This is a genomic window from Micromonospora yasonensis, assembly GCF_026013475.1.
GTDB classification, from domain to species: Bacteria; Actinomycetota; Actinomycetes; order Mycobacteriales; family Micromonosporaceae; genus Micromonospora; species Micromonospora yasonensis.
On record NZ_JAPDPH010000004.1, the window covers coordinates 28,397 to 51,018 of the forward strand.

The 22,622-nt window shown below is 70.4% G+C and carries 19 protein-coding genes and 1 pseudogene; all 20 read left to right on the forward strand.

Annotated elements, in window-relative coordinates; all coding sequences use genetic code 11:
* Positions 1–36: 36 nt before the first annotated feature.
* The 20 genes and pseudogenes from mqnC (at position 37) to ONA70_RS01895 (ending at position 22,561) form a co-directional block, all read left to right on the forward strand.
* On the forward strand, positions 37–1,227 hold the full coding sequence (gene mqnC / locus ONA70_RS01800; protein WP_265004532.1) for a cyclic dehypoxanthinyl futalosine synthase: 1,191 nt from the start codon (positions 37–39) through the stop codon (positions 1,225–1,227).
* Positions 1,228–1,525: 298 nt separating this feature from the next.
* The gene (locus tag ONA70_RS01805) at positions 1,526–2,737 is read left to right on the forward strand and encodes a cell wall anchor protein (RefSeq protein WP_265004533.1); all 1,212 of its coding nucleotides are present in this window, start codon (positions 1,526–1,528) and stop codon (positions 2,735–2,737) included.
* 164 nt (positions 2,738–2,901) lie between these two features.
* Positions 2,902–3,612 carry a demethylmenaquinone methyltransferase gene (locus ONA70_RS01810; protein WP_265004534.1) on the forward strand — a complete coding sequence of 237 codons (711 nt, stop codon included), beginning with the start codon at positions 2,902–2,904 and terminating at the stop codon, positions 3,610–3,612.
* 74 nt (positions 3,613–3,686) lie between these two features.
* The gene (locus tag ONA70_RS01815) at positions 3,687–3,905 is read left to right on the forward strand and encodes a hypothetical protein (RefSeq protein ID WP_265004535.1); all 219 of its coding nucleotides are present in this window, start codon (positions 3,687–3,689) and stop codon (positions 3,903–3,905) included.
* 134 nt (positions 3,906–4,039) lie between these two features.
* Complete coding sequence (locus ONA70_RS01820) at positions 4,040–5,314, forward strand: geranylgeranyl reductase family protein (RefSeq protein WP_265004536.1); 1,275 nt, start codon at positions 4,040–4,042, stop codon at positions 5,312–5,314.
* 133 nt (positions 5,315–5,447) lie between these two features.
* Positions 5,448–5,813, forward strand: coding sequence for an NADH-quinone oxidoreductase subunit A (locus tag ONA70_RS01825; RefSeq protein WP_265004537.1), 366 nt, complete (start codon positions 5,448–5,450; stop codon positions 5,811–5,813).
* A 14-nt stretch (positions 5,814–5,827) separates the two neighbouring features.
* Entirely contained in the window at positions 5,828–6,505 is a 678-nt protein-coding gene (locus tag ONA70_RS01830) for a NuoB/complex I 20 kDa subunit family protein (protein ID WP_265004538.1), read from the forward strand.
* Positions 6,502–7,236, forward strand: a complete 735-nt coding sequence (locus tag ONA70_RS01835) for an NADH-quinone oxidoreductase subunit C (protein WP_265004539.1) — start codon at positions 6,502–6,504, stop codon at positions 7,234–7,236. The genes ONA70_RS01830 and ONA70_RS01835 overlap by 4 nt, the downstream gene beginning before the upstream one ends.
* Complete coding sequence (locus tag ONA70_RS01840; RefSeq protein ID WP_265004540.1) at positions 7,233–8,561, forward strand: NADH-quinone oxidoreductase subunit D; 1,329 nt, start codon at positions 7,233–7,235, stop codon at positions 8,559–8,561. The genes ONA70_RS01835 and ONA70_RS01840 overlap by 4 nt, the downstream gene beginning before the upstream one ends.
* Positions 8,558–9,446: pseudogene (gene nuoE / locus ONA70_RS01845) on the forward strand (NADH-quinone oxidoreductase subunit NuoE); the annotation flags it as partial. The gene ONA70_RS01840 and the pseudogene nuoE, both read left to right, overlap by 4 nt.
* On the forward strand, positions 9,394–10,710 hold the full coding sequence (gene nuoF, locus ONA70_RS01850) for an NADH-quinone oxidoreductase subunit NuoF (protein WP_265004542.1): 1,317 nt from the start codon (positions 9,394–9,396) through the stop codon (positions 10,708–10,710). The pseudogene nuoE and the gene nuoF, both read left to right, overlap by 53 nt.
* Entirely contained in the window at positions 10,710–13,196 is a 2,487-nt protein-coding gene (locus ONA70_RS01855) for an NADH-quinone oxidoreductase subunit G (protein ID WP_265004543.1), read from the forward strand. Before nuoF ends, ONA70_RS01855 begins: the two co-directional genes overlap by 1 nt.
* Positions 13,193–14,551, forward strand: coding sequence for an NADH-quinone oxidoreductase subunit NuoH (gene nuoH / locus ONA70_RS01860; protein WP_265004544.1), 1,359 nt, complete (start codon positions 13,193–13,195; stop codon positions 14,549–14,551). Before ONA70_RS01855 ends, nuoH begins: the two co-directional genes overlap by 4 nt.
* A 1-nt stretch (position 14,552) precedes the next feature.
* The gene (gene nuoI / locus ONA70_RS01865) at positions 14,553–15,194 is read left to right on the forward strand and encodes an NADH-quinone oxidoreductase subunit NuoI (protein ID WP_265004545.1); all 642 of its coding nucleotides are present in this window, start codon (positions 14,553–14,555) and stop codon (positions 15,192–15,194) included.
* A complete protein-coding gene (locus ONA70_RS01870) occupies positions 15,191–15,964 on the forward strand; it encodes an NADH-quinone oxidoreductase subunit J (protein WP_265004546.1) in 774 nt (257 codons plus the stop codon). Before nuoI ends, ONA70_RS01870 begins: the two co-directional genes overlap by 4 nt.
* Positions 15,961–16,278, forward strand: coding sequence for an NADH-quinone oxidoreductase subunit NuoK (nuoK, locus tag ONA70_RS01875; protein ID WP_265004547.1), 318 nt, complete (start codon positions 15,961–15,963; stop codon positions 16,276–16,278). The genes ONA70_RS01870 and nuoK overlap by 4 nt, the downstream gene beginning before the upstream one ends.
* Positions 16,279–16,357: 79 nt before the next feature.
* Positions 16,358–18,247: an NADH-quinone oxidoreductase subunit L gene (gene nuoL, locus ONA70_RS01880; protein WP_265004548.1), complete on the forward strand. Its 1,890-nt coding sequence runs from the start codon at positions 16,358–16,360 to the stop codon at positions 18,245–18,247.
* Positions 18,248–18,311: 64 nt separating this feature from the next.
* A complete protein-coding gene (locus ONA70_RS01885) occupies positions 18,312–19,844 on the forward strand; it encodes an NADH-quinone oxidoreductase subunit M (protein WP_265004549.1) in 1,533 nt (510 codons plus the stop codon).
* Positions 19,841–21,394 carry an NADH-quinone oxidoreductase subunit NuoN gene (gene nuoN / locus ONA70_RS01890; RefSeq protein ID WP_265004550.1) on the forward strand — a complete coding sequence of 518 codons (1,554 nt, stop codon included), beginning with the start codon at positions 19,841–19,843 and terminating at the stop codon, positions 21,392–21,394. Before ONA70_RS01885 ends, nuoN begins: the two co-directional genes overlap by 4 nt.
* A gap of 87 nt (positions 21,395–21,481) precedes the next feature.
* The gene (locus tag ONA70_RS01895; protein ID WP_265004551.1) at positions 21,482–22,561 is read left to right on the forward strand and encodes a polyprenyl synthetase family protein; all 1,080 of its coding nucleotides are present in this window, start codon (positions 21,482–21,484) and stop codon (positions 22,559–22,561) included.
* Positions 22,562–22,622 lie beyond the last annotated feature (61 nt).

Sequence of the window (22,622 nt, forward strand, 5' to 3'; positions counted from 1 at the left end):
GACGAAGCTCCCGACGGGCGACGTAGGCTCGGGGGCGTGACGGTGAGCCGGGAGATCGACGACATCCTGCAGCGCGGCGCGGACGGCGGGCGGATCACGCCCGAGGAGGCCCTGCTGCTCTACACCGAAGCGCCCTTCCACGCGCTGGGCGAGGCGGCCGACGCGGTACGCCGGCGGCGCTACCCGGACAACATCGTCACCTACCTGATCGATCGCAACATCAACTACACGAACGTCTGCGTGACGGCGTGCAAGTTCTGCGCCTTCTACCGCGCGCCCAAGCACAAGGAGGGGTGGACCCACCCCACCGAGGAGATCCTGCGCCGCTGCGGCGAGGCGGTCGAGCTGGGCGCCACCCAGGTCATGCTCCAGGGTGGCCACCACCCGGACTACGGCGTGGAGTACTACGAGGAACTCTTCTCCGCGGTCAAGAACGCGTACCCGCAGCTGGCCATCCACTCGATCGGCCCGAGCGAGATCCTGCACATGGCCAAGGTCTCCGGCGTGAGCCTGGACGAGGCCATCGCCCGGATCAAGGCCGCCGGGCTGGACTCGATCGCCGGCGCCGGCGCCGAGATGCTGCCGGACCGGCCGCGCCGGGCGATCGCCCCGCTGAAGGAGTCCGGGGCGCGCTGGCTGGAGGTCATGGAGCTGGCACACCGGCAGGGCCTCGAGTCGACCGCGACGATGATGATGGGCACCGGCGAGACCAACGCCGAGCGGATCGAGCACCTGCGGATGATCCGCGACGTGCAGGACCGGACCGGCGGCTTCCGGGCCTTCATCCCGTGGACGTACCAGCCGGAGAACAACCACCTCAAGGGCCGTACCCAGGCCACCACGATGGAGTACCTGCGGCTGATCGCCGTGGCCCGGCTCTTCTTCGAGACGGTGCCGCACCTGCAGGCCTCGTGGCTGACCACCGGCAAGGACGTCGGCCAGCTCGCCCTGCACATGGGCGTGGACGACCTGGGCTCGATCATGCTGGAGGAGAACGTGATCTCCTCGGCCGGCGCCCGGCACCGTTCGAACCTGCACGAGCTGATCGGCATGATCCGTACCGCCGACCGGATCCCCGCGCAGCGGGACACCCTCTACAACCGGCTCGCGGTGCACCGGACGCCGGCCGACGACCCGAGCGACGACCGGGTGGTCTCGCACTTCTCCTCGATCGCCCTGCCGGGCGGCGGGGCCGGGAAGTCGCTGCCCCTCGTCGAGGTCAACTGAGCGGGTCCCGTCCACCGGCCGCGCCCGTCCGGGCACGGTCGGTGACCGCCGCTGAGCTGCGGAGCGATCGGCCGAACGGCCAATGGTTGTCTGTCGATGGGCCTTTTCCGCCGCCTGTTCTCCGGATCTCCGTCTGGGACCATCGCTGTCAAGAGCCATCAATTCGGGCAATCCTTAAGTGACGCTTAGCCGGGCAGGTGGCGAGGCCCCGGCGCGTGGGGTGGCGAGGGTGATCGATGGCAGCTAACGTGCCCGCTTGTCCCCGTTCCTTCATCGATCCCGCGGGGGGATTTTCTTCATGATCTTCCGTAATCGGCCGCTGGTGCGGCTCGGCGCCGCCACGCTGCTCGCCTCCGGGGCGATCACCGCCTTCGGTGCGCCCGCCCACGCCGCCGGCACCGAGACCGACCTCGAGCTCAAGGTCGCGGGCACCCGCGTCGCGGCCAACGCCGAGGGCAAGGTGGCCTTCGTCAAGGTCACCAACCTCGGCCAGAACGCCCCGAGCGAGCTGGCCGTCCGGGTCGACGTGTCCAAGGTGGACTTCGACAAGGTCGTCGCCGTGCCGTTCAGCGGGGAAGACGTCTGTGAGCCCGACGACGACGAGAAGCCGTCGGTGTTCAACTGCAACGTCCTCACGGCGGACCTGCCCGGCCCGGGCGAGACGATCGATGTGCCGCTGTTCGTGTTCAAGTTGGCTGCCGAGGGCAGCTACCAGGCGCCGCTGTCGTTCAAGCTGATCTCGAAGGACGACACCAACGCGGAGAACGACACCGCGTCCGCGATGCTCGACCTCTCCGACGAGAGCGGCCCGGACCTCGCGGTCATCGCCGACGACGTCAAGCAGGCCGCCAAGGTCGTCGACGGCAACCCGGTCTACTCGGGCGACCTGCACCCGGGCGGCCAGTCCGCGCTGACGTACGTCATCGCCAACCAGGGTGACCAGGCGACCGCCGGCCTGAAGATCACCGTGAAGCTGCCCAAGGGCGTGACCCCGGCCGAGACCGAGCAGGACTGCGAGTACTCCGCCGACAAGTCCACCTTCACCTGCACCTACGCGGACTTCGGCCTGATCCCGCTGGACCAGGACAAGGGCGACGACGACAACCTCTACTCGGCGTACGGCTTCTTCCACCTGTTCAACGTGGGGTCTGACGTGAAGCCGGGTGCGCTGACCGGCGGCCTGGTGTCGGTCGAGCCGGTCGGTGCCGTGCCGAGCGGCACCCGCGCGAAGCCCGTCACTCAGCTGCCGAAGAACGTCGAGGGCATGCAGGCCAAGGATGTCGATGCCAGCGACAACAGCGATGGCTACGCTGTGATCGTCGCCGCCAAGGGTGGCGCCGGCGGTGGCGTGGGCGGCGGCGAGGGTGGCCTGCCGGTGACCGGTGCCAAGGCCGGCCTGATCGGCGGCATCGGCGCGGCCGTGCTGCTCGCGGGTGGCGCGATGTTCCTGGTCGCCCGTCGGCGCCGGGTGGTCCTGGTGACCCCGGGCGACGAGAAGCCGACCGCCTGACGGTCGTCCTCCATCGGCCCGCGAGGGCCGTCCACATAACGCACGGCAGTGGGGGCGGGATGGTTCACCATCCCGCCCCCACTGTCGTCGCACCATCCGGCCCTGGTCGGGCCGGGGTGGCACCCGTCGGGGGACGCCGGTGGCCCGGCTGGCAGAGTGGAGGGGTGAGCCGTACCCCGCAGGGCCAGCGCGCTGGCCTGGACAAGCAGCCGCACGAGGTCGCCGCGATGTTCGACGGCGTGGCGGCTCGCTATGACGTGACGAACACGGTGATGACCGCCGGCCGGGACCGGGCCTGGCGCCGGGCCACCCGGGAGGCGCTCGGCCTGCGCCCGGGGGAGCGGGTGCTGGACGTGGGCGCCGGGACTGGGGTCTCCACCGAGGAACTGAGCCGCTCCGGCGCGTACGCGGTCGGCGCCGACCTCTCCCTCGGCATGCTCCAGGCCGGCCGCCGGACCCGGCCGCACGTGCCGCTGCTGGCCGGCGACGCGCTGCGGCTGCCCTTCCCGGACGGCACCTTCGACGCGGTGACCATCTCCTTCGCGTTGCGCAACGTGGTCGACACCGAGGCGGCGCTGCGCGAGTTCGCCCGGGTGACCCGGCCGGGCGGCCGGCTGGTGATCTGTGAGCTGAGTCATCCGGCCAACCCGCTGTTCCGCACCGCGTACCTGTCGTACCTGATGCGATGGTTGCCGGCCGCGGCCCGGGTGGTGTCCAGCAACCCCGACGCGTACGTCTACCTGATCGAGTCGATTCGGGCCTGGCCGGACCAGGCCGTTCTGGCGGCGCGGATCCAGGAGGCCGGCTGGGGGCAGGTCGCCTGGCGGAACCTGACCGGCGGGCTGGCGGCGCTGCACCGGGCGGTCCGGGACTGACCACCGGAACAGGGCAAACCACCCTCTTTCGTGAATATCCGTTTTTGGTCCACTTTGCCCCGTAAGCTCGGCCTATGACGGGACCAGAGCAGGCGGCTACGGACGACGACGCCGCGGAACTCATCGCGCAGCTGAAGGAGTTGGCCGGCGCAGATCCCGCCGACGTACGTCAGGTCGTGGCCGAGGTGCTGGCCGCGCTCGACCGGGCGGCCGGGGGCGCGCTTCGCGAGCACCTGCCCGAAACCATCCGGGCCGATGCCGGCCTGGGACCTGCGAAGGCCGCCCGCCCGTGACGCCGAAATGGACTCCGACCGGCGCGTTTCCGGGAAGTTAGGTACCCCTCACCAGCTACACGTATGACCCCGGTCATAGACTCCAACCCGATCGGCTTGTGAAGCATTTCACGAGCATGCGGGAGGAGGCGCAGATGACCGCGGTGGAGAACGACGCCGACGTGATCGTCGTGGGCGCCGGTCCCGGAGGATCGGCAACCGCGTACCACCTGGCCCGGCACGGCGTACGCGTGCTGCTGCTGGAAAAGACCGAATTTCCCCGGGAGAAGGTCTGCGGCGACGGGCTGACCCCGCGCGCCGTGCGGCAGCTCATCCGGATGGGCGTGGACACCTCGCCCGAGGCCGGCTGGCTGCACAACAAGGGCCTCCGGGTGATCGGCGGCGGGGTACGCCTGGAACTGGACTGGCCCGACCTGGCCAGCTTCCCCAACTACGGTCTGGTCCGGACCCGGCTCGACTTCGACGACCTGCTCGCCCAGCGGGCCGTCGCCGCTGGGGCGAAGCTGCGGACCGGCGTGAACGTGATGGGCCCGGTGCTGGACGCCGACGACCGGGTGATCGGCGTGCAGGCCGAGGTGGGCCCGGACAAGGAGCCGGCCACCTTCCACGCCCCGCTGGTGGTCGCCGCGGACGGCGTGTCCGGCCGCTTCCCGCTCGCCCTCGGGCTGACCAAGCGGGAGGACCGGCCGATCGGCGTCGCGGTACGCCGCTACTACCGGTCACCGGCCAAGCACGACGACGACTACCTGGAGTCGTGGCTGGAGCTGCGGGCCAAGGGCAGCGACGCGCTGCTCCCCGGGTACGGCTGGATCTTCGGCCTGGGTGACGGCCGGGTCAACGTCGGCCTGGGTGTGCTCAACTCCTCAGCCGCCTTCGGCAAGACCAACTACCGGCGGCTGCTCACCGACTGGCTGGCCAACACCCCCGAGGACTGGGGGATGACCGACGAGGCCAACGCGGAGGGGCCGACCCTCGGCGCCGCGCTGCCGATGGGCTTCAACCGGGTCCCGCACTACACCCGCGGCGTGCTGCTGGTCGGCGACTCCGGCGGCATGGTCAACCCGTTCAACGGCGAGGGCATCGCGTACGCGATGGAGTCCGGTGAGCTGGCCGCCGAGGTGGCGGTGCAGGCGCTCGCCCGACCGGCCGGCGTCGAGCGGGAGCGGGCGCTGATGGCGTATCCGCAGGAGCTCAAGGCCCGCTTCGGCGGCTACTACCGGCTCGGCGGGATCTTCGTGAAGCTGATCGGCCGGCCGGAGGTCATGCGGCTGGCCACCAAGCACGGCATGCCGCACCCGATGCTGATGCGCTTCGTGCTCAAGCTGCTGGCCAACCTGACCGACCCCCGGGGCGGGGACGCGATGGACCGGATCATCAACGCGATGACGAGGGTGGCGCCAGCCGTGTAGACCAGCGGCTCCGGGGGCGACGGCGCCTCCGGAGCCGGCAAAGATCGACCCCGCCGGCCGAGGTCCCGAGGGACGTGAATAGTGTGATTTTCGCTAACGACCGAGGTCAGAGAAGGACGAGCAGGAGACAACGATGACGCTCTCTCCTTACGCACCGATCATCGGGCTGTTCGCCCTCGCCGCGGGGTTCGCGCTGTTCTCCGTGGCCGCCGCCCGATTCGCCGGCCCACGGCGGTTCAACAAGGCCAAGCTCGAGGCGTACGAGTGCGGCATCGAGCCGAGCCCGCAGCCGGTCGGCGGCGGCCGGTTCCCGATCAAGTTCTACCTGACGGCGATGCTCTTCATCGTCTTCGACATCGAGATCATCTTCCTCTACCCCTGGGCGGTCTCCTTCGACGCCCTGCCGATCTTCGGCTTCGTGGAGATGGTCCTGTTCATCGTCGCGGTCTTCGTCGCCTACGCCTACGTCTGGCGGCGCGGCGGCCTGGACTGGGACTGAGGGAGGTACGGCAGATGGGCATCGAGGAGAAGCTTCCCTCCGGCGTCCTGCTCACCACCGTCGAGAAGCTGGTCAACTGGTCGCGGAAGTCGTCCGTCTGGGGCGCCACCTTCGGCCTGGCCTGCTGCGCCATCGAGATGATGGCGGCCGGTGGCCCGCACTACGACATGGGCCGATGGGGCATGGAGGTCTTCCGGGCCTCGCCCCGGCAGGCGGACCTGATGATCGTGGCCGGCCGGGTCAGCCAGAAGATGGCTCCGGTCCTGCGCCAGATCTACGACCAGATGGCCGAGCCCCGCTGGGTGCTCTCCATGGGTGTCTGCGCCAGCAGCGGCGGCATGTTCAACAACTACGCCATCGTGCAGGGCGTCGACCACGTCGTCCCGGTCGACATGTACCTCCCGGGCTGTCCGCCCCGCCCCGAGATGCTCATCGACGCGATCCTCAAGCTCCGCGAGAAGATCATGTACGAGCCGCTGGGCCCGAACGGCCGCAAGATGCTGGAGGCCCGCAAGGAGCGCGGTGACGTGCCCGTGGTGCCGTACGGCTCGATGCCGTCGTCGTACCGCAACGACAAGGCCCGGCGCGCCGAGTGGACCAGGGCGGTCCGCGAGGGGCGCGAGGAGCAGTTGCGGATCGAGAACTGGATGAAGGCGCAGAACCACCTCCACGTACACGGGGGCCCGAAGTGACCGGATCGAATGACAACAGCACCGGGGGCGTGCCGGTACCGGTGACCCCGGCCGGGGCGACCAGCGGCGCACCGGCCGAGTACCCGCCGGCCAGCCCCGCCGGCCGCGGCATGTTCGGCGTGCAGGGCAGCGGCGACGTCTCCGGCTACGGCGGCCTGGTCCGCCCGCGCAAGCCGATCGAGGAGAGCCCCCGGCCGTACGGCGGCTACTTCGACGAGGTGCGGGACGCGCTGGAGGAGGCGTACCCCGAGTTCGGCGACGCGATCGAGAAGGTCGTGGTCGACCGGGGCGAGCTGACCCTGCACGTACGCCCGGAGCGGATCGCCGAGGTCTGCCAGGTGATGCGCGACGACCTGGCGCTGCGCTTCGAGCTCTGCTCCTCGGTGTCCGGCGTGGACTACCTGGGCGCGGAGGAGCGCCGGCTGCACGTGGTCTACCAGCTCACCTCGATGACCTACCGGCGCCGGGTCCGGCTGGAGGCCGCGGTCTCCGCCGACGACCCGCACCTGCCGAGCGTCACCAGCGTCTACCCGACGGCCGACTGGCAGGAGCGGGAGACGTACGACATGTTCGGGATCGTCTTCGACGGCCACCCCAACCTGACCCGGATCCTCATGCCGGACGACTGGGAAGGGCACCCGCAGCGCAAGGATTACCCCCTCGGCGGCGTGCCCGTCGAGTACAAGGGTGCGGAGATCCCGCCGCCGGACCGGAGGAGGTCCTACCAGTGACGACGTCGAACTACGCGACCGAGCGCGAGACCGCCGAGGGCAAGGTCTTCACCGTCACCGGTGGGGACTGGGACCAGGTCGTCTCGGGTACGGACCCGATCAACGACGAGCGGATCGTCGTCAACATGGGCCCGCAGCACCCGTCCACGCACGGCGTGCTCCGGCTGATCCTGGAGCTGGAGGGCGAGACGGTCCGCGAGGTCCGCTCGGTCGTCGGCTACCTGCACACCGGCATCGAGAAGAACCTGGAATACCGCAACTGGGTCCAGGGCTCGACCTTCGTGACCCGGATGGACTACCTCTCCCCACTGTTCAACGAGACGGCGTACGCGCTGGCGGTGGAGAAGCTGCTCGGCATCACCGACGACATCACCGAGCGGGCCACCACCATCCGGGTGCTGATGATGGAGCTCAACCGGATCTCCTCGCACCTGGTCTGGCTGGCCACCACCGGCATGGAGCTGGGCGCGATCTCGATCATGCTGTACGGCTTCCGTGAGCGGGAGTACATCCTCGACATCTTCGAGACCATCACCGGCCTGCGCATGAACCACGCGTACGTGCGCCCGGGCGGGGTGGCTCAGGACGTGCCGGACGACGCGATCGTCAAGATCCGCAAGTTCCTGAAGATGATGCCGAAGAAGCTCAAGGAGTACGAGGATCTCCTCTCCGGCCAGCCGATCTGGACCGAGCGCACCAAGAACGTGGCGGTGCTCGACGTGACCGCCTGCGTCGCGCTCGGCGTCACCGGCCCGGTGCTTCGCTCCGCCGGTCTCGCCTGGGACCTGCGCAAGACCATGCCGTACTGCGGTTACGAGACGTACGAGTTCGACGTCCCGACCCACACCGACGGCGACGTCTGGGGCCGCTACCTGGTCCGGCTCGCCGAGATCCGGGAGTCGCTGAAGCTGGTGGAGCAGGCGGTGGACCGGCTGGCCAAGCCGGGCCCGGTGATGGTGTCCGACAAGAAGATCGCCTGGCCGGCGCAGCTGGCCATCGGCGTCGACGGCATGGGCAACTCGCTGGAGCACGTCGCGAAGATCATGGGTCAGTCGATGGAGTCGCTGATCCACCACTTCAAGCTCGTCACCGAGGGCTTCCGGGTCCCGCCCGGCCAGGTGTACGTCGGCATCGAGTCGCCCCGCGGCGAGCTGGGCGTGCACGCCGTCTCGGACGGCGGCACCCGGCCGTACCGGGTGCACTACCGGGAACCGAGCTTCGTCAACCTCCAGGCGCTCCCGGCGATGGCCGAGGGCGGCCTGATCGCCGACGTGATCGCCGGTGGCGCCTCGCTGGACCCCGTGATGGGTGGATGTGACCGATGACTGTGTTTACGGAAGAGACCCGGGCCCGGGCGCGGGAGATCATCGCCCGCTACCCGGCGGACCGGTCCCGCTCGGCCCTGCTGCCGCTGCTGCACCTGGTCCAGTCCGAGGAGGGGTACGTCTCCCCGGCCGGCGTCGAGTTCTGCGCCGAGGTGCTCGGCCTGAACAAGGCCCAGGTCGGCGCGGTGGCCACCTTCTACACGATGTACAAGCGCAAGCCCACCGGTGACTACCTGGTCAGCGTCTGCACCAACACGATGTGCAACGTGCTGGGCGGCCAGCAGGTCTACGACACCCTCGCCGAGCACCTCGGCGTCGGGCACGACGAGACCACCGAGGACGGGAAGATCACCCTGGAGCACGCCGAGTGCCTGGCGGCGTGCGACTACGGCCCGGTGATGACGGTCAACTACGACTTCTTCGACAACGTCGACGCGCAGACCGCGCTGGACGTGGTCGATGAGCTGCGCGCCGGCGGCCGGCCGATGCCGACCCGGGGCGCCCGGCTCTGCACGCTGAAGGAGATGGCCGTCCAGCTCGCCGGGTTCGCCGACGAGCGCCCCGGCGCGGTGGCCGACGGCGGGCCGGGCGAGCCGAGCCTGCGCGGCCTGCGCCTGGCCGAGCAGAACGGCATCTCGGTGCCGGGCTTCGACCCGAACACCCCGATCCGGAGCAAGGCCGAGGCCGACCAGGCCGCCGCCGCGGCGAAGGCGAAGGCCGAGGCCGCTCAGGCCGCCGGCGCGGCCGCCAACCCGCCGGCCGCCGACCGCAAGCCGGCCGGCGACGCGGCCAGGGCGCAGCAGCGCAACCTCAAGGAAGCGGAGGCTCAGAAGTGACGACGCCTCGGCCGGAGACGCTGGCCAAGCTGACGCCGGTGCTGACCAAGCGCTGGCTGTCGCCGGACGCCTGGCGGATCGGCACCTACGAGAAGCTGGACGGCTACGCCGCCCTGCGCAAGGCGCTCAAGGCCCACCCGGACGACCTGATCCAGCTGATCAAGGACTCCGGGCTGCGCGGGCGTGGCGGCGCGGGCTTCCCGACCGGTCTCAAGTGGGGCTTCATCCCGCAGGGCGACGGCAAGCCGCACTACCTGGTGGTGAACGCGGACGAGGGCGAGCCGGGCACCTGCAAGGACCTGCCGCTGATGACCCACGACCCGCACTCGCTGGTCGAGGGCGTGATCATCGCCTCGTACGCGATCCGGGCCAACCGCGCCTACATCTACATCCGCGGTGAGGCGGTGCACGCCGCCCGCCGGTTGCGCAACGCGGTCCAGGAGGCGTACGCCAAGGGCTACCTCGGGAAGAACGTCCTCGGCTCCGGCTTCGACCTGGAGCTGGTGGTGCACTCGGGCGCCGGAGCGTACATCTGCGGCGAGGAGACCGCGCTGCTGGACTCGCTGGAGGGCTTCCGGGGCCAGCCCCGGCTGCGCCCGCCGTTCCCGGCGACCCACGGCCTCTACGCCAGCCCGACCGTGGTGAACAACGTCGGCACCATCGCCAGCGTGCCGTACATCGTGCTGGGCGGCGCCGACTGGTGGAAGACCATGGGGACGGAGAAGTCGTCCGGCCCGATGATCTACTCACTCTCCGGCCGGATCGCCAACCCCGGCCAGTACGAGTGCTCGATGGGGATCACCCTGCGTGAGCTGATCGAGCTGGCCGGCGGCATGCAGCCCGGGCACAACCTGAGGTTCTGGACCCCGGGCGGCTCGTCGACCCCGCTGCTCACCGCCGAGCACCTAGACGTGCCACTGGACTTCGAGGGGGTGGCGGCGGCCGGCTCGATCCTGGGCACCACGGCCACGCAGATCTTCTCCGATCAGGACTGCCCGGTGTACGCGACGTACCGGTGGCTGGAGTTCTACCACCACGAGTCGTGCGGCAAGTGCACTCCGTGCCGCGAGGGCAACTACTGGATGGTCCGGGTCTACCGGCGCATCCTGGCCGGCGAGGGCACCCACGAGGACCTGGACACCCTGCTCGACACCTGCGACAACATCCTCGGCCGCTCGTTCTGCGGCCTGGGTGACGGTGCGACCAGCTCGGTGACCTCGTCGCTGAAGTACTTCAAGCAGGACTACCTCGACTACATCGAGGGCCGTACCGCACCGAAGCTGTCGGACAAGCAGCTGGTGGGAGCGCACTGATGACCGACGTAGCCAAGCAGACCGAGACCGTCACGCTGACCATCGACGGCGTCCAGGTCACCGCGCCCAAGGGGACGCTGCTGATCCGGGTCGCCGAGCAGCTGGGCACCGAGATCCCCCGGTTCTGCGACCACCCGCTGCTGGCCCCGGCCGGCGCCTGCCGGCAGTGCCTGGTGGAGGTGGAGGGCCAGCGCAAGCCGGTCGCCTCCTGCACCCAGACCGTCGCCGACGGCATGGTGGTACGGACCCAGCTCACCTCCCCGGTCGCCAAGAAGGCGCAGGAGGGGATCATGGAGCTGCTGCTGGTGAACCACCCCCTGGACTGCCCGATGTGCGACAAGGGCGGCGAGTGCCCGCTGCAGAACCAGGCGATGTCGACCGGCCGGACCGACTCGCGGTTCCACGAGCACAAGCGGGAGTACCCGAAGCCGCTGGAGATCAGCACCCAGGTGCTGCTCGACCGCGAGCGCTGCGTGCTCTGCCAGCGCTGCACCCGGTTCTCCGAGGAGATCGCCGGCGACAAGTTCATCGACCTGATGGGCCGGTCGTCCGCCGAGGAGATCAACATCTACCGGGACGACGCGTACGGGGCGGAGGCCGGGGATGACGCGGGCGATGTCCCGTTCAACTCGTACTTCTCCGGGAACACGGTGCAGATCTGCCCGGTCGGCGCGCTGACCGGCGCCCAGTACCGGTTCCGGGCCCGCCCGTTCGACCTGGTCTCCACCCCGAGCGTCTGCGAGCACTGCTCCGCCGGCTGCGCCCAGCGCACCGACTGGCGGCGCGGCAAGGTGCTGCGCCGGCTGGCCGGCGACGACCCGGCGGTGAACGAGGAGTGGAACTGCGACAAGGGCCGCTGGGGCTTCCAGTACGCCCGGGCCTTCGACCGGCTCACCACCCCGTTGGTGCGCGACGAGCGGACCGGTGAGCTGCGCGAGGCGTCCTGGAGCGAGGCGCTGACCCGGGCCGCCGAGGGGCTGCGTGCCGCCCGGGAGGGCGGGCAGGGTTCGGCGGTGCTCACCGGCGGCCGGCTGACCGTCGAGGACGCGTACGCGTACGCCAAGTTCGCCCGGGTCGCGCTGCACACCAACGACATCGACTTCCGGGCCCGCCCGGTCTCCCGCGAGGAGGCCGAGTTCCTGGCCAGCAGCGTCGCCGGGGTCACCGACGTGACCTACCCGGACGTGGAGAACGCGCCCGCGGTGGTGCTGGTCGGCCTGGAGCCGGAGGAGGAGTGCCCGATCCTCTTCCTGCGGCTGCGCAAGGCGTACCTGAAGAAGAAGCTCACGGTGTACGCGATCGCGCCGTTCGCGACCCGCGGCCTGGAGAAGCTCGGGGCCAAGCTGGCCCGGGTGGTGCCCGGCGAGGAGGCCAGCGTGCTGGCCGAGCACGCCACCGTGGCCGAGGCGCTGAGCCGGCCGGGGGCGATCCTGATCGTCGGCGAGCGGCTGGGCGCGGTGCCCGGCGGGCTCTCCGCTGCGGCGGACGTCGCCCGGCGTACCGGGGCGAAGCTGGCCTGGGTGCCGCGGCGCGCGGGTGACCGCGGCGCGGTCGACGCGGGCTGCCTGCCCAACCTGCTGCCCGGCGGCCGCGTGGTCACCGAGCCGGCGTCCCGCGCCGAGCTGGGCGAGGCGTGGGACATCCCGGCCGGGGTGATCCCGAGCCAGGCCGGCCGGGACACCGACGGCATCCTCACCGCGGCGGCCAACGGACAGCTCGGCGCCCTGGTGGTGGCCGGGGTGGACCCGGCCGACCTGGCCGACCCGCGCCTGGCCGAGCAGGCTCTGGACGCGGTGCCGTTCCTGGTCAGCTTCGAGCTGCGGATGAGCGCGGTGGCCCGCCGGGCGGACGTGGTCTTCCCGGTCGCCCCGGTGGTCGAGAAGGCCGGCAGTTTCCTGGACTGGGAGGGCCGGCTGCGCACCTTCGAGGCGGTGCTGGAGACCGACGCGATGAACGACGGCCGGGTGCTCGACGCGCTCGCCGCGCAGCTCGACGTCCGGCTCGGCACCGGCGACGTGATGAGCGTCCGCCGGGAGCTGGGCTCGCTGCCGCCGACCCGGGTCGAGCGCCCGGGCGCGCCGGCCGTGGAGCCGGAGGCGGTGCCGCAGCCCGGCGCGGGGGAGGCCGTGCTGGCCACCTGGCACCAGCTGATCGACCTGGGCAGCCTCACCGACGGTGACGAGCACCTCGCCGGGACCGCCCGACCGCCGGTGGTCCGGTTGGGCAAGGGCACCGCGGAGGCGATCGGCGTGGCCGACGGCGACCCGGTGACCGTGGGCACCGACCGCGGCGCGGTCACCCTGCCGGCGGCGATCACCGAGATGCCGGACGGCGTCGTCTGGCTGCCGACCAACTCACCCGGCTCGACCGTCCGGCGCAGCCTCGGCGCGGCGTCCGGCGCGGTCGTGAAGGTCTCCGCCGCCGCGACAGCCGCGGACGCGGCCGGTCGCCCGGGCCCGCTCCTCAACGCTGGGGGTGTTCAATGAGCACGGTCCTCGCGGCCGCGCAGGATCCGACGCTGGCCGACTTCGGTAGGGACCCGTGGTGGCTGGTCCTCGTCAAGATCGTCTTCGCCTTCGCCTTCGGTCTGCTGGCCACCCTGCTCGGCGTCTGGTTCGAGCGCCGGGTGGTCGGCTACATGCAGGTGCGGCCCGGCCCCAACCAGGTCGGCCCGTTCGGCCTGCTGCAGACCCTGGCCGACGGTCTGAAGATGGCCTTCAAGGAGGACATCCTCCCGCGGACCGCCGACAAGGTCGTCTACTTCTTCGCCCCGACCATCTCGGTGATCTGCGCGGTCACCGCGCTGTCGGTGGTGCCGTTCGGGCCGAAGGTGAGCATCTTCGGGCACTGGACGCCGCTGCAAGTCACCGACGTGCCGGTGGCGGTGCTGGTGCTGCTGGCCTGCTCCTCGATGGGCATCTACGGCATCGTGCTCGGCGGCTGGGCCTCCGGCTCGACCTACCCGCTGCTGGGTGGTCTCCGGTCCAGCGCCCAGATGATCTCGTACGAGGTCGCCATGGGGCTGAGCATCGTGGCGGTGTTCATGACCGCCGGCACGATGTCCACCAGCGGGATCGTCGCCGCCCAGGCGCACGGCTCGAAGCTGGACGTCTTCGGCTGGAATGTCACCGCGCCGGGCTGGTACGCGATCCTGCTGCTGCCCAGCTTCATCATCTTCTTCATCGCCACGGTCGGTGAGACCAACCGGGCACCGTTCGACCTGCCCGAGGCGGAGTCGGAGCTGGTCGCGGGCTTCATGACCGAGTACAGCTCGCTGAAGTTCGCGCTCTTCATGCTCTCCGAGTACGTCTCGATGGTGACCATGTCCGCGGTCACCACCACCCTCTTCCTGGGCGGCTGGCGGGCACCGGCGCCGATCACCACCTTCTGGGCCGGCGCCAACTCCGGCTGGTGGCCGATGCTCTGGTTCTTCGCCAAGGTGATCCTGCTGGTCTTCGTCTTCGTCTGGCTGCGGGGCACGCTGCCCCGGCTCCGGTACGACCAGTTCATGCGCTTCGGCTGGAAGGTCCTGCTGCCGATCAACCTGGTCTGGATCCTGGTGCTGGCCGGGCTGCGCTCGATCGAGGACTGGGAGCGGCCGCAGCGGCTGCTCGCCACCGCCATCGGCGCGGGCGTCCTGCTGCTCGCCACGCTGCTGTGGCCGAGCAAGCGCAAGGCGCCGAAGCCGCCGCTGCAGGAGCAGGTCAACAGCCGGCCGCACGGCAGCTTCCCGCTGCCCCCGATGGACCTGCAGGTACCACCGAGCCCGCGCACCAAGCGCGTGGTCGCCGAGCGGGAGCCGGCCAACGTCGTCGCCGGCACGGACTCCAGGGAGGTGTGACGTGGGCGCGATCACCGGAACGTTCAAGGGCTTCGGGGTCACCTTCTCGCACATGTTCAGGAAGGTCGTCACCACCGACTACCCGTTCAAGCCGCCGGTCTCGGCGCCGCGCTACCACGGGCGGCACATCCTCAACCGGCACCCGGACGGGTTGGAGAAGTGCATCGGCTGTGAGCTGTGCGCCTGGGCCTGCCCGGCCGACGCGATCTACGTGGAGGGTGGCGACAACACCGAGGAGCAGCGCTTCTCCCCGGGTGAGCGGTACGCCAGCGTCTACCAGATCAACTACGCCCGCTGCATCTTCTGCGGGCTCTGCATCGAGGCCTGCCCGACCCGCTCGCTCACCATGAGCAACGAGTACGAGCTGGCCCGGGACAACCGGCAGGACCTGATCTTCACCAAGGAGCAGCTGCTCGCGCCGCTGCTGCCGGGGATGGAGCAGCCGCCGCACCCGATGTGGCTGGGCGACAGCGAGAAGGACTACTACGTCGGCGGCCTGACCAACCCGGGCACCTCGGCCGGCGCCGAGCGGTCCCCGATGGGGCCCGGCCGGTACCGGGTGGACGAGCACCCCGGGGTGACCTTCCCGGGCGCCGAGCAGGCGGCCCAGCGGGCGGCGGCAGGCAAGGGAGACACGGCATGACCACGCAGACGGTGCTCGCCGAGGCGGCCTCGGTCGGCGGCGGCGAGGCGGTGACCTTCTGGATCCTCGCCCCGCTGGCCCTGATCGGCGCGATCGGCATGGTGTGGGCGCGCAACGCGGTGCACTCGGCGCTCTGGCTGGTGCTGACCATGCTCTGCCTGGGCGTGTTCTACGTCCTCCAGGCGGGGCCGTTCATCGGCATGGTGCAGATCATCGTCTACACCGGCGCGATCATGATGCTCTTCCTGTTCGTGCTGATGCTGGTCGGCCGGGACGCCTCCGACTCGCTGATCGAGACGCTGCGCGGGCAGCGTACGGCGGCGATCGTGCTGGCTCTCGGCTTCGCCGGCCTGGTCGGCACCGGGCTCTATCGGGCGCTCGACGGCGTCCGGGCCGTCGGCTTGGACAAGCCGAACGGCGAGGGCAACGTGCAGGGCATCGCCCGGCTGCTCTTCACCAAGTACGTCTTCGCCTTCGAGCTGACCTCCGCGCTGCTGATCACGGCGGCCGTCGGCGCGATGGTGCTGGCGCACGTCGAGCGGCGCAAGCAGGACAAGATGGACCAGATCGCCACCATGAAGGCCCGGTTCCGCCCCGGCAACTACCCCGGTCCGAAGCCCGGCCCGGGCGTCTTCGCCACCTCGACCTCGGTGGCCACGCCGGCCCGTCTGCCCGACGGCCGGCTGACCGAGCGGAGCATCCCGGAGATCCTGCCGGCGCGGGAGCTGACCGCCGAGGAAACCTCCCTGAAGGGGACGGAAAGGAAATGAGCAGTTTCTTCTCGGTCGAGCCGAGCTACTACCTGGTCCTCGCCGCGGTGCTCTTCACCATCGGCGCGGTCGGAGTGCTGGTCCGGCGCAACGCGATCGTCCTGTTCATGTGCGTCGAGTTGATGCTCAACGCGGCGAACCTGACGCTGGTCACCTTCAGCCGGATCAACGGCGACCTGAACGGCCAGATCATGGCGTTCTTCGTGATGGTGGTGGCGGCGGCCGAGGTCGTGGTCGGGCTCGCGATCATCATGTCGATCTTCCGGACCCGGCGCTCGGCGAGCGTCGACGACGCCAACCTGCTGAAGTACTGAGGGGCCCGCGGTGGAACAGACTCTGACGTTTGCGTCGGCTGAACCGACCGGAGCCGTCGCTTTCGCGACGGCGGATGGAATGCTCGGCAGCGTCTGGCTGCTGGTGGCCATCCCGCTGGTCAGCGCGGCGATCCTGCTGCTGCTCGGCCGCCGGGCTGACCGCTGGGGCCACTGGCTGGGGGTGGGCGCCATCGGTGCCGCCTTCGTGCTCGGCCTCACCTACTTCTTCCAGCTCCGTGGCTTGGAGAACAAGCAGGTCCAGCTGAGCCTCTGGCAGTTCATCACGGCCGGCGACCTGAAGGTGGACTTCGGTCTGCTCTTCGACCCGTTGGCCGCGGTCTTCGTCCTGCTGATCACCGGGGTGGGTTTCCTGATCCACCTGTACGCGGTCGAGTACATGGCGCACGACGAGGGCCGGCGGCGGTTCTTCGGGTACTTCAACCTGTTCGTCGCCGCGATGCTGCTGCTGGTGCTCGGCAACAACTACGTGATGCTCTACTTCGGCTGGGAGGGCGTCGGTCTGGCGTCGTACCTGCTGATCTCCTTCTGGTACGGCCGGCCGAGCGCGGCCACCGCCGGCAAGAAGGCGTTCCTGATGAACCGGGTCGGTGACGCCGGCCTGGCGATCGGCATCTTCGTCCTCTTCGCCCAGCTCGGCAGCACCCAGTACGAGGACGTGTTCAACGGCGTCGGCGCGCTGAGCCAGACCACCGTGCTGCTGCTCGGCCTGCTGCTGCTGCTCGGCGCGGCCGGCAAGTCCGGTCAGTTCCCGCTCCAGGCGTGGCTGCCGGACGCGATGGAGGGCCCGACCCCGGTCTCCGCGCTCATCCACGCCGCCACCATGGTCACCGCCGGCGTCTACCTGATCGCCCGCTCCAACCCGATCTTCTCGGCCAACACGACGCTCCAGCTCGTGGTGGTCAGCGTCGGCGCGATCACCCTGCTGATGGGCTGTCTCATCGGCGCGGCGAAGGACGACATCAAGCGGGTGCTGGCCTGGTCGACGGTGAGCCAGATCGGCTACATGTTCCTCGGCGTGGGGCTGGGCGGCGGCGCGTACGCGCTGGCCATCGTGCACCTGCTGGCGCACGGCTTCTTCAAGGCCAACATGTTCCTCGGCGCCGGCTCGGTGATGCACGGCATGCACGACCAGGTGGACATCCGGCGCTTCGGCGGGCTGTCGAAGTACATGAAGGTCACCTGGCTGACCTTCATGATGGGCTGGCTGGCCATCATCGGCATGTTCCCGTTCTCCGGCTTCTTCTCCAAGGAGCCGATCATCGGGGCCGCGTTCGAGCGGGAGGGCTGGACGGCCTGGCTCTTCGGTGGCGCGGCGCTGCTCGGTGCCGGGCTCACCGCCTTCTACATGACCCGGCTCTTCGTGCTCACCTTCCACGGCCCGAAGCGGTGGACCGAGGACATCGAGCACCCGCACGAGTCGCCGAGGCTGATGACCATCCCGCTGATCCTGCTGGCGATCGGTTCGGTCGGTGCCGGCTTCCTGCTCTCCACGTCGGTGCCGGACTGGCTGACCGCCACCGCCGGCCTCGGCGGCGAGCACGTGGAGCACGAGCCCGTTCTCGCGCACTGGCTGATCACCACGCTCTCGCTGCTGATCACCGTGCTCGGCGCCGGGCTGGCCTGGTTCCTGTTCCGCGACGGCACGGCCACCGAGCCGCACCCGGCCGGCGTGCTGGTCACCGCCGCCCGCCGCAACCTCTACACGGACGCCTTCAACGAGGCGGTCTTCGAGAAGCCGGGCATCTTCCTCACCCGGGCGCTGGTCTTCCTCGACAACCGGGGGGTCGACGGGCTGGTCAACGGCCTGGCCGCCGCGGTGGGCGGGGGCTCCGGCCGGCTCCGGCGGCTGCAGACCGGCTTCGTGCGGTCGTACGCGACCTCGATCCTGGCCGGCGCGCTGCTCGTGGTGGCGGCGTTCCTGGCCGTGCAGGCGGGGTGGCTGGCGTGATCGACCTGAACGCGGCCGCCCCCGCCGGCGGGCCACGCAGTCACGACGGAGGTAAGGCCGAATAATGTCCAACTTCCCGTTCCTCTCGGTGCTCACCGTGGCACCGCTGGTCGGCGCCCTGGTCGTGGCCCTGCTGCCGCGCCGCCTGCCGGACCTGGCCAAACTGGTGGCGTTCGGCTGGTCGCTGCTGGTCCTGGTGCTGTCCGTGGCCATGTGGATCGCCTTCCAGGCCGACGGTGACCGGTTCCAGTTCCGCGAGTCGTACGCGTGGATCCCTAACTGGGGCGTCAACTTCACCTTCGAGGTGGACGGCATCGCGCTGGTCATGCTGATGCTGATCGCGATCCTGGTGCCGCTGGTGATCCTGGCCTCCTGGCACGACGCCGAGCAGTCCAAGCGCTCGGTGCCGGTCTACTTCGCCCTGCTGCTCGTCCTCGAGTGCACGATGATCGGCGTCTTCGCGGCCGCCGACGTCTTCCTCTTCTACGTGTTCTTCGAGGTCATGCTGGTGCCGATGTACTTCCTCATCGGCAGCTACGGCGGCCACCAGCGGCAGTACGCGGCGGTGAAGTTCTTCCTCTACTCGCTGGTCGGCGGTCTGTTCATGCTCGCCGCGGTGATCGGCCTCTGGGTGGTCGGTGGGAAGACCTTCGACTGGCAGGCGCTGAGCCAGGCCGACATCGACGTCAACACCGCCCGCTGGCTCTTCCTCGGCTTCTTCCTCGCGTTCGCGATCAAGGCGCCGTTCTTCCCGTTCCACACCTGGCTGCCGGACGCCGGTGGCGCGGCCCCGGCCGGCGCGGCGGCACTGCTGGTCGGCGTGCTCGACAAGGTCGGCACCTTCGGGATCCTGCGGTACTGCCTGCCGCTCTTCCCCGAGGCGTCGAAGTGGTTCGCCCCGTGGGCGCTCGCGCTCGGCGTGATCGGCATCATCTACGCCGCGCTGCTGGCGGTCGGGCAGAACGACCTCAAGCGGTTGGTGTCGTACACCTCGATCGCGCACTTCGGTTTCATCGGGGTCGGCATCTTCGCCTTCACCACCCAGGCCGGCACCGGCGCGGTGCTCTACATGCTCAACCACGGGCTGGCCACCGGCCTGCTCTTCCTGGTGGTGGGCATGCTGATCGCCCGCCGCGGCTCGGCGCTGATCAGCGACTTCGGCGGTGCCGGCAAGCTGGTCCCGGTCCTGGCCGGGGTGCTGTTCTTCGCCGGTCTCGCCTCGCTGGCGCTGCCCGGCACCGCGCCGTTCGTTTCCGAGTTCCTGGTGCTGATCGGCACGTTCACCACCAACAAGCCGGTCGCGGTTATCGCCACGCTCGGCATCATCCTGGCCGCGGCGTACGTGCTGTGGATGATCCAGCGCACCACCCAGGGCACCCTCAACCCGGCCCTGACCGAGGTCGACGGCATGCGTCGTGACCTGACCCTGCGCGAGAAGATCGTGGTCGCCCCGCTGATCGCGCTCATCGTGCTGCTCGGCTTCTACCCGAAGCCGGTCACCGATGTCATCAACCCCGCCGTCAAGGCGACCATGCAGGACGTCGGTCGGACCGACCCTGCGCCGGCGGTCGGCAGCGTCCAGGAGGCCGCGAAATGACCGAGCTGAAGTTGCCGTCGCTCGACTACGCGGCGCTCGCTCCCATCCTGATCATGTTGGGGGCCGCGCTGGTCGGCGTCCTGGTCGAGGCGTTCGTGCCGCGCCGCCTGCGTAACGGGGTGCAGCTCGCGCTCGCCCTGCTGGCGGTGCTGGCCGCGCTGACCATGGTGATCCTCAACGCCGACGACCGGCTGCTCACCGCCGGCCAGGCCATCGCGGTGGACGGGCCGACGCTCTTCCTCCAGGGCGCCATCCTGATCCTGGCCACCATGGCGCTGCTGCTGATCGGCGAGCGTTCGGTGGAGCGGGGCGGCGCCTTCGTGGCCCACGCCGCGGTCACCGCCGAGTCGCCCGAGGACCGGCGGCAGGCCGAGGGCGGCGGCGGCACCACCGAGGTGTACCCGCTGGCCACCTTCGCCATCGGCGGCATGCTGATCTTCGTGGCGGCGAACGACCTGCTCACCATGTTCATCGCGCTCGAGGTCTTCTCGCTGCCGCTCTACCTGCTCTGCGCGCTGGCCCGCCGCCGGCGGCTGCTGAGTCAGGAGGCGGCGATGAAGTACTTCCTGCTCGGCGCGTACGCCTCGGCGTTCTTCCTGTTCGGCGTGGCGCTGGTGTACGGCTTCACCTCGGGCATCCCGGGCCGTACGGCCGGCGTCGACTTCGCCACCATCCACGCGGCGGTCGCCGACTCCTCGGCCAGCCCGACGCTGCTCTACGCCGGCATGGCGCTGCTCGCCATCGGCCTGCTCTTCAAGGCCGCCGCCGCGCCGTTCCACGTCTGGACGCCGGACGTCTACCAGGGCGCCCCGACCCCGGTGACCGGCTTCATGGCGGCCTGCACCAAGGTCGCCGCCTTCGGCGCCCTGCTGCGGGTCTTCCACGTCGCCTTCGCCGGGGCCGCCTGGGACTTCACCCCGGTCCTCGGCTCGGTGGCGGTGCTGACCATGCTGGTTGGCGCGGTGCTGGCGGTCACCCAGACGGACATCAAGCGGCTGCTGGCCTACTCGTCCATCGCGAACGCCGGCTACCTGCTGGTGGGCGTGCTGGCCCCGAGCAAGGACGGGCTCTCCGGCACGATGTTCTACCTGGTCGCGTACGGCTTCTCGGTGATCGCCGCGTTCGCCGTGGTGACCCTGGTCCGGGACGCCGACGGCGAGGCGACCCACCTGTCCCGCTGGGCCGGGCTGGGGCGGCGTTCGCCGTTCTTCGCCGCGATCTTCACGTTCATCCTGCTGGCCTTCGCCGGTATCCCGCTGACCAGCGGGTTCACCAGCAAGTTCGCGATCTTCGCTCCGGCGCTGGACGCGAACCAGGCCTGGCTGGTGATCGCCGGTGTGCTGACCAGCATGGTGCTGGCCTTCCCGTACCTGCGGGTCGTGGTGATGATGTGGCTCTCCGAGCCCGGCGATGCCACCCCGACGGTCACCGTGCCGGGCGCGCTCACCTCGGCCGCCCTGGTCATCGGCGTGCTGGCCACACTGGTCCTCGGTGTCGCCCCGGCGCCACTGCTCGACCTGGCCACCGGCGCCGCCGAATTCGTCAGATGACAGAGGTTCTCCCCGGGGGCCGGTACGCCATGGCGTACCGGCCCCCGGTGCGTATCCCCCTCATCGGGCAGGTCGAACGGGTGTGGCATGGTTGAAGGCGTGATTCCGGCTGGCGAGCGTTCAGGTGCCACCGGCCCCGGCGGTCGCCCGGGCCCGGAGGGCACGGGTCAGTTCGGCGCGCTCGGCCTGCACCTCGCCGATCCGCGCGTCGAGGCCTCCGTGCTGGGCCTCCTCGATCGGGTCGAGGCCGACCTGCGGGCCAGCGTCGCCAGCGCCGATCCGCTCGTCACCGAGGCGGCCCGGCATCTGGTGGAAGCCGGTGGCAAGCGGTTCCGTCCGCTGCTGGTCGCGCTGGGCGCCCAGTTCGGCGACCCGACCGGCGATGGGGTCGTACCGGCCGCCGTGGTGATGGAGCTCACTCACCTGGCGACGCTCTACCACGACGATGTCATGGACGAGGCGGCGGTGCGCCGCGGCGCGCCGAGCGCCAACTCCCGCTGGACCAACTCGGTCGCCATCCTGGTCGGCGACTATCTCTTCGCCCGGGCCGCGGACATCGCGGCGGACCTGGGCCCGGCGGCGGTGCGCCTGCAGGCACGCACCTTCGCCCGGCTGGTGCACGGGCAGATCGCCGAGACGGTCGGCCCGCGCGGCACCGACCCGGTCGCGCACTACCTGCACGTGATCGCGGAGAAGACCGGCTCGTTGATCGCCACCTCGGCCCGCTTCGGCGGCATGTTCGGCGGCGCGTCCAGCGCGCACACCGAGGCCCTGGCCGGGTACGGCGAGACCATCGGGGTGGCCTTCCAGCTCTCCGACGACCTGCTCGACATCGCCAGCGAGTCGATGCAGTCCGGCAAGACCCCCGGCACCGACCTGCGCGAGGGCGTCCCGACCCTGCCGGTGCTCTACGCGCTGGCCTCGGACGACTCGGACGCCGCCAGCGTACGGCTGCGGGAAATTCTGGCCACCGGCCCGCTGGTCGATGACGCGCTGCACACCGAGGCGCTCGGCCTGCTCCGCGAGTCCCCAGCGCTCAAGCGTGCCCGGGAGACCGTCCGCAGCTACGCCGAGGACGCGCGGGCGCAGCTCGCTCCCCTTCCCGAGAGCCCGGCCCGCCACGCCCTCGAATCCCTCTGCGACTACATCGCCGACCGCACCAGCTAACCCCCCACCCCCCCACCCCCGACCGTGCGGTCGGTCATGAAGTTGTTGCCACGACACGCCG

Coding starts and splice junctions, on each gene's coding strand:
- ONA70_RS01805 (WP_265004533.1), top strand. CDS start 1,526: ATGATCTTCCGTAATCGGCCGCTGGTGCGGCTCGGCGCCGCCACGCTG.
- ONA70_RS01815 (WP_265004535.1), top strand. CDS start 3,687: ATGACGGGACCAGAGCAGGCGGCTACGGACGACGACGCCGCGGAACTC.
- ONA70_RS01820 (WP_265004536.1), top strand. CDS start 4,040: ATGACCGCGGTGGAGAACGACGCCGACGTGATCGTCGTGGGCGCCGGT.
- ONA70_RS01825 (WP_265004537.1), top strand. CDS start 5,448: ATGACGCTCTCTCCTTACGCACCGATCATCGGGCTGTTCGCCCTCGCC.
- ONA70_RS01830 (WP_265004538.1), top strand. CDS start 5,828: ATGGGCATCGAGGAGAAGCTTCCCTCCGGCGTCCTGCTCACCACCGTC.
- ONA70_RS01855 (WP_265004543.1), top strand. CDS start 10,710: ATGACCGACGTAGCCAAGCAGACCGAGACCGTCACGCTGACCATCGAC.
- nuoH (WP_265004544.1), top strand. CDS start 13,193: ATGAGCACGGTCCTCGCGGCCGCGCAGGATCCGACGCTGGCCGACTTC.
- ONA70_RS01870 (WP_265004546.1), top strand. CDS start 15,191: ATGACCACGCAGACGGTGCTCGCCGAGGCGGCCTCGGTCGGCGGCGGC.
- nuoK (WP_265004547.1), top strand. CDS start 15,961: ATGAGCAGTTTCTTCTCGGTCGAGCCGAGCTACTACCTGGTCCTCGCC.
- nuoL (WP_265004548.1), top strand. CDS start 16,358: ATGCTCGGCAGCGTCTGGCTGCTGGTGGCCATCCCGCTGGTCAGCGCG.
- ONA70_RS01885 (WP_265004549.1), top strand. CDS start 18,312: ATGTCCAACTTCCCGTTCCTCTCGGTGCTCACCGTGGCACCGCTGGTC.
- nuoN (WP_265004550.1), top strand. CDS start 19,841: ATGACCGAGCTGAAGTTGCCGTCGCTCGACTACGCGGCGCTCGCTCCC.
- ONA70_RS01895 (WP_265004551.1), top strand. CDS start 21,482: ATGGTTGAAGGCGTGATTCCGGCTGGCGAGCGTTCAGGTGCCACCGGC.